The sequence below is a fragment of the Candidatus Methylomirabilota bacterium genome, from assembly GCA_035936835.1.
In the GTDB taxonomy this organism is placed as follows: Bacteria; Methylomirabilota; Methylomirabilia; order Rokubacteriales; family CSP1-6; genus AR37.
On record DASYVT010000002.1, the window covers coordinates 1 to 10347 of the forward strand.

General features: G+C 68.3%; 13 protein-coding genes. 12 read left to right on the plus strand and 1 reads right to left on the minus strand.

The window, feature by feature from the left end; all coding sequences use genetic code 11:
- The 12 genes from VGV06_00010 to VGV06_00065 all read left to right on the plus strand — a co-directional run.
- A partial coding sequence (locus tag VGV06_00010) for an acyl-CoA dehydrogenase family protein (GenBank protein ID HEV2053535.1) occupies positions 1-542 on the plus strand: 542 nt, incomplete at its 5' end.
- 10 nt (positions 543-552) lie between these two features.
- Positions 553-1104: a GNAT family protein gene (locus VGV06_00015; protein HEV2053536.1), complete on the plus strand. Its 552-nt coding sequence runs from the start codon at positions 553-555 to the stop codon at positions 1102-1104.
- The gene (locus VGV06_00020) at positions 1101-2048 is read left to right on the plus strand and encodes a hydroxymethylglutaryl-CoA lyase (GenBank protein ID HEV2053537.1); all 948 of its coding nucleotides are present in this window, start codon (positions 1101-1103) and stop codon (positions 2046-2048) included. Before VGV06_00015 ends, VGV06_00020 begins: the two co-directional genes overlap by 4 nt.
- Positions 2049-2054: 6 nt before the next feature.
- On the plus strand, positions 2055-2612 hold the full coding sequence (locus VGV06_00025; GenBank protein ID HEV2053538.1) for a class I SAM-dependent methyltransferase: 558 nt from the start codon (positions 2055-2057) through the stop codon (positions 2610-2612).
- A gap of 6 nt (positions 2613-2618) precedes the next feature.
- Complete coding sequence (locus tag VGV06_00030; GenBank protein ID HEV2053539.1) at positions 2619-3122, plus strand: hypothetical protein; 504 nt, start codon at positions 2619-2621, stop codon at positions 3120-3122.
- Positions 3123-3157: 35 nt separating this feature from the next.
- Positions 3158-3643 carry a GNAT family N-acetyltransferase gene (locus VGV06_00035; GenBank protein HEV2053540.1) on the plus strand — a complete coding sequence of 162 codons (486 nt, stop codon included), beginning with the start codon at positions 3158-3160 and terminating at the stop codon, positions 3641-3643.
- A 491-nt stretch (positions 3644-4134) separates the two neighbouring features.
- Positions 4135-5061, plus strand: coding sequence for an ABC transporter permease (locus tag VGV06_00040; protein ID HEV2053541.1), 927 nt, complete (start codon positions 4135-4137; stop codon positions 5059-5061).
- Positions 5058-5885: an ABC transporter permease gene (locus VGV06_00045; protein HEV2053542.1), complete on the plus strand. Its 828-nt coding sequence runs from the start codon at positions 5058-5060 to the stop codon at positions 5883-5885. The genes VGV06_00040 and VGV06_00045 overlap by 4 nt, the downstream gene beginning before the upstream one ends.
- 3 nt (positions 5886-5888) lie before the next feature.
- On the plus strand, positions 5889-6320 hold the full coding sequence (locus tag VGV06_00050) for a GNAT family N-acetyltransferase (GenBank protein ID HEV2053543.1): 432 nt from the start codon (positions 5889-5891) through the stop codon (positions 6318-6320).
- A gap of 19 nt (positions 6321-6339) precedes the next feature.
- Entirely contained in the window at positions 6340-7866 is a 1527-nt protein-coding gene (locus VGV06_00055) for an ABC transporter substrate-binding protein (GenBank protein HEV2053544.1), read from the plus strand.
- Between the two features lie 10 nt (positions 7867-7876).
- A complete protein-coding gene (locus VGV06_00060) occupies positions 7877-9112 on the plus strand; it encodes an amidohydrolase family protein (GenBank protein HEV2053545.1) in 1236 nt (411 codons plus the stop codon).
- Entirely contained in the window at positions 9109-9987 is an 879-nt protein-coding gene (locus tag VGV06_00065; GenBank protein ID HEV2053546.1) for a DMT family transporter, read from the plus strand. Before VGV06_00060 ends, VGV06_00065 begins: the two co-directional genes overlap by 4 nt.
- A 74-nt stretch (positions 9988-10061) precedes the next feature.
- Here the strand turns inward: VGV06_00065 and VGV06_00070 are convergent.
- Positions 10062-10347 (minus strand): ATP-binding protein (locus tag VGV06_00070; GenBank protein HEV2053547.1); only part of this gene is annotated, 286 nt, incomplete at its 5' end.

Consider the following 10347-nt stretch of genomic DNA (forward strand, 5'->3'; position numbering starts at 1 on the left):
TGAACCACTCGACCAACGCCCTCTTCTTCGACAACATGGAGATCCCCGCCGGCAGCCTCGTGGGACAGGAGGGCAAGGGCTTCTCCTACATCCTCGACGGCATGAACGCCGAGCGCATCCTGGTCGCCTCGGACTCGCTCGGAGACGCGCGGTGGTTCATCGAGAAGGCCGTCGCCTACTCGAGCCAGCGCGTCATCTTCGGCAGGCCCATCGGCGCGAACCAGGGAGTCCAGTTCCCCATCGCCAAGGCGCACATGGCCATCGAGGCCGCCGATCTCATGCGCACCAAGGCGGCCAAGATGTTCGACGCCGGGATCCCGTGCGGGCCCGAGGCCAACATGGCCAAGTACCTCGCCTCCGAGGCGGCCATCGACGCCGGCAACGCCTGCATGGACTGCCACGGCGGCTACGCCTTCGCCGAGGAGTACGACATCGAGCGCAAGTTCCGGGAGTCGCGCCTCTACCGCGCGGCGCCGATCAACAACAACCTGATCATGGCCTACGTCGGGGAGCACGTCCTCGGCATGCCGCGCTCGTACTGAGGGGAACGGCGTGCTGGGGCCCCTTCTCGAGGGCAGCAGGATCCGGCTGGAGCCGCCGAGTCCGGAGCACATGGCCGCGTGGACTCGCTGGCGCGCCGACGTGCAGGTAACGCGCTACCTGACCTTCCGCACGCCGAGGACGCTCCAAGGACAGGCGGAGTCGCTCGAGGCGGCGGCCAAGGATCAGTTCGCGGTCTTCTGGTCCGTCATGATCAGCGAGAGCGGCCAGCACGTCGGCGGCGCGTCGCTCGAGAAGATCAATTGGCGGACCCGAAACGCCGAGAGCGCCCTCACGCTCGGCGAGACGTCGGCGTGGGGCAAGGGCTACGCGACGGCGGCGGGGGCGCTGCTGACGCGGTACGCGTTCCGGGAGCTCAACCTCGAAAAGGTCTGGGCGACCGTCATGGGCGACAACGCAAGCCGGAAGACGCTCGAGAAGCTCGGCTACCGCCAGTGCGGCCTCATGCGCCGCCACGGCTTCGTGGACGGGCGCTGGTACGATCAATGGATCGGCGAGATCCTGAGGGACGAGTGGGAAGCCCGCGAGGAGAACAAGCGATGAAGCTGCCCAAGCGCGTGACGGTTTGCGAGGTGGGGACGCGGGACGGGTTCCAGATCGAGCCCGACTTCATCCCGACCGAGCAGAAGATCGAGGTCGTCAATCTTCTGTCGGCCACGGGGATGCCGCGGATCGAGGTGACGTCGTTCGTCTCGCCCAAGGCCGTGCCGCAGCTCAAGGACGCCGAGGCGGTGATGGCGGGGATCACGCGGCGGCCGGGGACGCGCTACTCGGCGCTCGTGCCCAACGACAAGGGCGCCGTCCGCGCGGTCGACGCGGGCGTGGACGACATCCACACCGTGGTCTCGGCCAGCGAGAGCCACAACCTGGCCAACGTCAACATGTCCATCGCCGAGTCCATCGTCAAGCTCAAGGCGACGGCGGAGGTCGCGCACCGGGGCGCCAAGCCCGTCTACGCCGGCATCTCCTGCTCCTTCGGCTGCCCCTTCGAGGGCGAGGTGCCCGTGGCGCAGCTCGAGTCCGTGGTGTCGCGATTGGTGGACCTGGGAGCGAAGGGAATAGGCCTCGCCGACACCACGGGCATGGCCAATCCGGCTCAAGTCGTGCGCGTCCTCGAGCACCTGATGCCGCGCTTCCCCAAGGTCGAGTGGACCCTCCACACCCACGACACGCGCGCGATGGCGATCCCGAACATCCTGGCCGCCATGGAGATGGGCGTGAGCAACTTCGACGGCTCGATCGGCGGGCTCGGCGGCTGTCCCTTCGCCCCCGGTGCCTCGGGCAACGTCTGCACCGAGGACCTCGTCCACTGCCTCTGGGCCATGGGCGTCGAGACCGGCATCGACCTCGACGCGCTGGTCGGCGTCTCCAAGCGCGTCCAGGAGATCGTCGGACGCGCGCTGCCAGGACAGATCGTCAAGGCGGGCAAGTGGAGCCGGCGCTATCCCCTGCCCGACGGCGTCCAGTCGCGCCTGGCGGCCAAGTAGGTGGCGATGACCAAGCGCGCGCAGACGATGCTGCGGCTGATGGACCGGGCCGTGACCGAGTGGCACATCCCCGTTGTCGGCCGCGAGAAGGGGCGCGTGATCAAGGGGCTCCTCGCGAAGCACGCGCCCACGCGCGGCATCGAGATCGGCTCGCTCTTCGGCTACTCGGCGATCCTGATCGCGGGCAACATGCCGCGCGGCGGCAGGCTCACGTGCCTCGAGAACAACCCGTACCTCGCCAAATTCTGCCAGTCGAACGCCGACCACGCCGGGCTCAAGGGCCGCGTCAAGGTGGTCGTGGGCGACGCGCTCCGCGTGCTGCCGCTCCTGCGGGGCCCCGTCGACTTCATGCTGCTCGACGCGAAGAAGGAAGACTACCTGGACTACCTCAAGGCCGTCGAGCCGCGGCTCGTCAGGGGCGCGCTCATCATCGCGGACAATACCGGCATCTACCGCCGCGACGTAAAACCCTACCTGTCCCACGTGCGGGGCGGCGCTCCGTACACGAGCCGCGAATACGACTTCGGCTTCGACTGCATGGAAGTCTCCGTGTTCCGCGGGTAGCCCGGCATGTTCGGCGAGCGCCACGACCCCGAGTTCCTCAGGCACCTCTTCGAGCGCACGGAGATCCTGCGCAAGCCCATCACCGGCATCATCGCCGGCTACCACATCCTGCCCTACATCCTCGTCGGCCCGCAGGAGGAGCAGCCGCACCGCTCCGTCGAGATCCGCGGCAAGATCAAGGTTTCACCGCGCCTCGTGCTGGCGCCGGGGCGCGCCGGGCAAACGTACGGCGACCTCTTCAAGGAGCACGAGGTGATGGACGAGACGCTGGTGGCGCGGGTCTTCTCCTTCATGTACTCCTCGCGGCACCAGGTGACGCTTGAGAGCGAGGACCTCAACATCCAGCGCTCGGACCGCAACCCGCAGGATCAGATCGAGCGGGCCATGGATGAGCTGGCGATGCGTGAGATCATCAACACCGGCGTGATCATGGCGCCCAACGTGCGCTTCTACCCCGTCTCCCTCGACCGTTTCATCACCGAGATCCTCGACCAGGAGTTCCGGCAATAGAATCACCCGCTCTCGAAGCGCTGACCGGCCAGGACGTGCTCCGCCGGCGGGACGCTCTCGTGGTCCTGCTCCAAGACGTGGTGGACGGCGGCGCGTCTGTGGGCTTCCTGCCGCCACTCGGCGCCGAAGAGGCGAGGGCGTACTGGGACAGCGTGGCGGCGGCGCTCGAAGCCGGCGGCAGGCGGCTCTGGATCGCGCGCGCCGCCGACGGCGGCATCGTTGGCACCGTGCAGCTCGACTTGGCCTCACAGGCCAACGGCCGCCACCGCGCCGAGGTGATCAAGCTGATGGTGCTGAGCTCGGCGCTCCGTCGGGGCATCGGTCGCCTGCTGATGGAGGCCGCCGAGGCCGAGGCGCGAAAGCTCGGGCGCGCGACGCTCGTGCTCGACACACGCCAGGGCGACCCGTCGGAGGCGCTCTACCGCGGGATGGGCTGGCAGCCCGCCGGCACGATCCCGCGCTACGCGCGGAGCGCCGACGGCACACTCCATACCACCGCGTTCTACTACAAACTGTTGTAAACGTTCACCGGCGTGTGCGGCGGGGAGCCATCCGGCGACGAATCCTGCTCGTCTCCGCGCCGAATCGCAATGGCTTGCCTGTTCGCCGAGGCCTGCGGCGCAGCGCCGCCACCTGCTTTTGAAGTCCAACTTCGGGCTCTACCAGCCGGCGCAGGAACTGCTTGAGGGCATCCCGGGCGAAATATCGGGGGTCCAGTTGAAAGACGCGCGTGCGCCCGACTGAGCGCCCCGCCGCAATCCCGTCGACCTCGAGGCTCTGCAGCGCTCTCTGCACACCAGACAGAGGTGCGTCAAGCACCCGTGCGAGCTCCCTCGGGTAGGATTCGACGAGCAACGAGAGCGCCAGGAGGACTCGCGTCCGCGTCCCTCCCCCGAACGGACTCGAATTCATAATGACCATAGTAAGTGGTCATATGACCACGTTTCGTGGTCATATGTCAAGCTGTGAGTGCCGGGCCGCCGAGTCGGGCACATCGGGTACACTCGTCGGGATGCGCGCGTACCTGCTCTCGCGGCTCGCCCAGACGGCGCTCGTCGTCTTCCTCTCGCTGACCGCCGTCTTCTTCCTGGTGCGGCTGTCGGGCGACCCGGTGCTGCTCTTCCTGCCGATGGACATCCAAGCCAAGGACGTCAACGAGTTCCGCCAGCGTCTCGGCTTCAACGATCCCCTGCCCGTCCAGTACGCGCGCTTCGTTTCGGGCGCCGTGCGAGGAGATTTCGGCGAGTCGCTCCGCTACAGGCGCGACGCGCTCCGCCTCGTGCTCGAGCGCCTGCCCGCCACGCTCGAGCTGGGCGTCACCGCGCTCCTCCTAACCTTCTGCCTCGCGATACCCGTTGGCATCCTCTCCGCCACCAGGCGCGGCAGTCTCTTCGACTACGTCGGCATGGGCGCGTCGGTCCTGGGTCAGGCCATTCCCGGCTTCTGGCTCGGGCTCATGCTGATCTATTTCTTCTCCGTGCGCCTCGGCTGGCTGCCGACGGGGGGCATGGGCGGCCCGGCCCACTTCGTCATGCCGTGCGTGGTGCTGGCGTCCTTCTACGCGGCGCGCATCGCGCGCCTCACGCGCTCGTCCGTGCTCGACACGCTGAACGAGGAGTACGTGCTGACGGCGCGGGCCAAGGGGCTCGCCGAGTGGATCGTGATCGGCAAGCACACACTCAAGAACTCGGCCATCCCGATCGTCACGCTCGCCGGGCTCGAGACGGGCCAGCTCCTGGGCGGCGCCGTCATCACCGAGACCATCTTCGCGTGGCCCGGGCTCGGACGGCTGACCGTCCAGGCGCTCCAGAACCGCGACTTCCCGGTCGTGCTGGCCGCCGTCTTCGTGATCTCGGTCACCTATACTTTGATTAACCTCGCGGTTGACCTTCTGTACGGTTGGCTCGACCCGCGCACCCGACGCGAGGTGGCACTGTGAGCGGCGCGGCGCTCCGGCGCAACGGGCTCGGCTTCCTCGGCCTCACGCTCGCGGCGCTGGCGGTGCTGGCGGCGCTCGCCGCCCCGGTGCTGGCCCCTCACGATCCCGTCAAGGCCGACCTCAGCCAGGGCCTCAAGCCGCCGGGTACGCCGGGGCATCCGCTCGGCACGGACCAGCTCGGGCGCGACACGCTCTCGCGCGTGCTCTACGGCGCGCGCGTGGCGCTCTTCATCGGCCTCTGCACCGTGCTGCTGACGGCCATCGTGGGCGGGATCCTCGGGCTGCTCGCCGGCTTCTTCGGCGGCTGGCCGGGGCAGGCGCTCATGCGCCTCTGCGACGTCCAGCTCTCCTTCCCGTTCATCCTGCTGGCGCTGACCATCAACGCGATCGTGGGCCTCGGGCTGCGCAACATCATCATCAGTCTGGCGGCGGCGGGCTGGGTCGTCTATGCTCGCGTCGTGCGCGGCGAGGTGCTCTCGGTGAAGCAGCGCGACTACATCCAGGCCGCGGCGGCGCTCGGCACGGGGCGCGCCCGCATCCTGTTCCGCCATGTCCTGCCGAACGTGGCGCCGTCCATCATCATCGTGGCGAGCCTGCAGTTCTCGCAGTTCATCGTGGCGGAGGCGGCCATCTCGTTCCTCGGCTTCGGCGTGCAGCCGCCGACACCTGCGTGGGGCAGCATGCTGTCGGAGAGCCGCGACTTCCTCTACATCGCGTGGTGGCTCGCGGCCTTCCCGGGCGCGGCGCTGGCGTTGACGGCGCTGGGCGTCAACCTCGTCGGGGACTGGCTGCGCGACATCCTCGACCCCAAGTTGCGGGTGTAGGCGATGGCAGACGCCGCCGCCATCCGTCAGGCGAGACTCGACGAGGCCGCGAAGGTCTTAGCACTCTGGCAGGAGGCCGACGCCACGCCCAGCCCCACCGACACGCGCGACGAGGTGATAAAGCTCCTCGGCGAGGCCTCGGCCGTCCTGTTGGTGGCGGAAGCCGACGGCAGGCTCGTCGGCACAGTCATTGGCGGATGGGACGGCTGGCGGGGTAATATCTACCGCTTGGCCGTGCTCCCCGCCTACCGGCGGCGGGGCATCGCGCGGGCGCTGGTCGGCGAGGCCGCGCGGCGGCTGCACGGGATGGGCGCGAGACGGATCTCGGCCCTGGTCGAGAGCGATCATCCATGGGCAACGGATTTCTGGGACTCGCTCGGGGCGTCGGGTTACCGGCACGACGAGCGGATGCGCCGATACGTCAAGACACTCTAGGAACGAGGAGGACCGGCCGATGCGATTCCTGAAAATCCTCGGCGTGCTCGCTGTGGTCCTGGCCCTGGCGCTTCCGGCCGCGGCGCAGGACCGCATGAAGGCGGAGGAGGTGGTGGTCGCCTTCGCCGCCGAGCCGCGGACGCTCCTGCCGAACACCATCGTGGACTGGACCACCAACAACATGGTCGAGCACATGCACGACCGGCTGGTGGACCGGGATCCCAAGACCTACAAGCCCATCCCCATGCTCGCCACGTCGTGGAAGGTCGTGGACAACACGACGTGGGAGTTCTCGCTCCGCTCGGGCGTGAAGTTCCACAACGGCGAGCCCTTCGATGCCCAAAGCGTCAAGGCAACGATGGACTACATCAAGGACCCGGCCAACAAGACGCACTACGCCTCGCGCTGGAGCCTCGTGAAAGAGGTCCAGATCGTCGACCCCTCCACGGTGCGCTTCATCACCGAGAAACCCTGGCCGGGGCTGATCGACCGCATCTCGCTGGGCGACGTGCTGATGATGCCGCCCAAGGCGCTGAAGGCTGAAGGGCCGCAGGGGCTCCTCGCGAAGCCGGTCGGCACCGGACCATTCAAGTTCGCGGAGTGGGTGCGCGACGAGAAGCTGGTCGTCGTGCGCAACGACGACTACTGGAAGGGCAAGGCGGCGCTCAAGAAGGTGACGTTCCGCTTCATCCCGGAGTTCAGCGCCCGGCTCGCGGCGCTTCTTGCCGGCGAGATCGACATCATGAAGGACGTGCCGCCGCACGCCGTGGACCTCGTGGACAAGAGCGGCAAGGCCACCGTGCGCGCGACGGTCTCCTCGCGCATCAACTACCTGGCGCTGGTCACGCTGAAGCCCGGACCGATGCAGGACATCCGCGTGCGTCAGGCCATCAGCCACGCGATCAACGTGGACGAGCTGATCCAGCAAGTGCTGCGCGGCCGGGCGAGCAAGATGTGCGGCCCGCTGTCGCCCATCAACGTGGACTTCTCGCCCAAGGTCCAGTGCCTCAAGTACGACGTCAAGCACGCCCAGGTTCTGCTCAAGGCCGCCAACATCGACCCGGGCCGGCTCACGCTGACGCTCGACACGCCCTCCGGCCGCTACCCGCTCGACAAGGACATCTCGCAGGCCATCGCCTCCCAGCTGGGGCGCATCGGGATCACCGTCAACGTGGTCGTCAACGAGTGGGGCACGCACCTCGACAAGATCAAGAACCGCGCCACGGGCGACATGTTCTTCCTCGGCTGGGGGCCGGCACTCGACGCGCAGAACACGATCGAGCAGCTCTTCCAGGGCTCGATGACCTACTCCTCCTACGGCGGCAACAAGCTGCTCGAGGACAAGATCCAGACGGCCATCACCCTCGTCGACCCCAAGAAGCGGCTCGAGGCCTGGGCCGATATCCAGCAGATGGTCGCGCTCGAGGCCCCGTGGGTCTTCCTCTGGCAGCAGCACGACCTCTACGGCGTCGCCAACTGGGTTGACTGGCAGCCGCGCGCCGACGAGAAGGTCTGGATGTACGAGGCCAAGATCGCGAAGCGGTAAGGGAGCGACCATGCCCATCACGGTGCTGAAGAATGCGTTCCTGATCGACTGCACGGGCAAGGAGCCCGTGGACGGCGCCGCCGTCGTCGTCGAGGGCGAGCGCATCAAGGACGTCATCCGCTCGGGCCGTGTCGGGCCGCTCAAGGGCAAGGTCGAGACGCTCGACCTCAAGGGCCGGACCCTCATGCCCGGCCTGACGGACGCCCACGTCCACATGTGCGCCGTCGAGGGCAACATCGCCGAACAGCACCGCTACAACCCGCCGAGTCTGATCGGAGCTAAGACGCTCAGGCGCATCGAGCAGGCACTCATGCAGGGCTTCACCACCGTGCGTGACGCCGGCGGCGCCGACTACGGCTTCCGCGAGGCGGTCTCGAGCGGCCTCTACCCCGGACCGCGCATGCTGGTCTCGGGGCGCGTGCTGTCGCAGACGGGCGGCCACGGCGACAAGCGGCGGCGCGCAGAGTGGATCGAGCCCATCGACTGCTGCTACGGCATGATCGGCGTCATCGCCGACGGGCCCGACGAGGTCCGCAAGGCAGCGCGCGAGCAGCTGCGCCGCGACGTGGACCAGATCAAGATCATGGCCTCGGGCGGCGCCATGTCGCCCTCCGACGAGCTGGACACGACGCAGTACACCGTGGACGAGATGCGCGCCGCGGTCGAAGAGGCGCGCGCGGTCGGCAAGTACGTCCTCGCCCACGCGTACTCGGGTTCGGCCGTGCGCGCCGCGCTCCAGGCGGGTGTGCGCTGCATCGAGCACGGCAACCTGATCGACGAGGCCGGCGCCAGGGAGATCAAGAAGGCCGGCGCCTACCTCGTGCCGACCATGGTCACCTACGAGGCGATCTCGCGCGAAGGCAAGAGCTACGGCATCACCGAGCACCAGATCCAGAAGATCAACATGGCCCGCGAGAAGAGCGTCGAGGGGCTGACCCACGCCTACCGGGCGGGCTGCAAGATCGGCTCGGGCTCCGATCTGCTGGGCGACATGCAGGCCCAGCGCACGGTGGAGCTCGAGCTCAAGGGCCAGGTGATGAAGCCGATGGAGGTGCTGCTCTCGGCCACGCGCGTGAACGCCGAGATCTTCCGCATGGAGGACCAGATCGGCACGGTCGAGCCAGGGAAGTACGCCGACCTGATCGCGGTCAAGGGCAACCCGCTCAAGGACCTTCGCGTCTTCCAGAACCAGGACAACCTCCACCTGATCATGAAGGGCGGAAGCGCGTACAAGCAGACGTTGTGACGGCCGCCGCGGCGCTGCTGCTGGCCATCCTGATCTGGGCGTCCAACTCCATCATGGTCAAAGTGGTGCTGCGGGAGATCGATCCCCTCACGCTCACCTGGCTGCGCTTCCTGCTGGCCGCGCTCTTCTACGTCCCGTACGCCGCGGCGACCTGGCGGCGGGCGCCCCGCTACGCCCCGCGCGAGTGGGCGCTCGTCCTGGTCGCGGGCGTCGCGCTCGTGCCCGCGTTCAGCCTGACCCTGTACTGGGCGCTCATCTATACGACGGTCGCGAACACGGCGCTCGTGCGGATGACCGAGCCCGCCTGGGTGCTGCTGCTGGGCGCGCTGCTGCTGGGCGAGCGCGCAACCCGCCGCCAGGTGGCGGGCCTCGCGCTGGCGCTCACGGGTACGGCGGCCCTCGTGGTGCTCGGGCGCCAGCCGAGCGGCGGCGGCGAGCACGACGCCCTCGGCATCGGCTTCATGGTCGCCAACTCGCTGGCCTGGGTCGTCTACATCCTCTGCTTCAAGGACCTGCTGCGCCGCCACCGCGTGACGCAGGTGACCATCCACGCGGCGCTCGCCGGCACCGCCGCGCTCTTTTTCGTCACCGGCCCGTCGCACGCGATGACGGTCGCGCGCGAGGCCGCGGCCATGAGCCCGCTCGCCTGGGCGCTCGTCATCGCCATGGCCGTGGTCGTCACCATCGGCTCCAACCAGCTCTTCTCCTACGGCCTCCAGCGGGTGACGGCGGGCGCGGCCGCGACGTACTCCTACCTCACGCCCGTCCTGGCCGCCCTGTTCGCCTGGCTCTTCCTTGGCGAGCCCGTCACGGCCGCCGTCCTCGTCTGCGGCCTCGTCATCGCGGCGGGTGTCTATCTGGTGAACCGGGCCTGAGCCCGCCCCCAGCTCCTTCTTCAGTTCGTGGACGACCCCTCAGTCGCCCCCTTTGGTGATAATCGCATTGGCTCTTACCGCTGGAACGGCAGCGTGAACGTGAACGTCGAGCCTGCGCCGACCTGGCTCTTCACCCAGATCTTTCCGCCATGGAGTTCGATGAACTTCCGTGCGAGAGCCAGCCCGAGCCCGGTACCTTCCGCTTTCTTGTCCGCGGCGCCCACCTGCCGAAACTCCTCGAACACCGCCTCCTGGTCCTCCGGCGCGATGCCGACGCCGGTGTCGCGGACCGACACCTCGACAGCCCCGTCCCGCGGCGCGGCCCCGACCTCGATCCGGCCACCCTCGGGCGTGAACTTC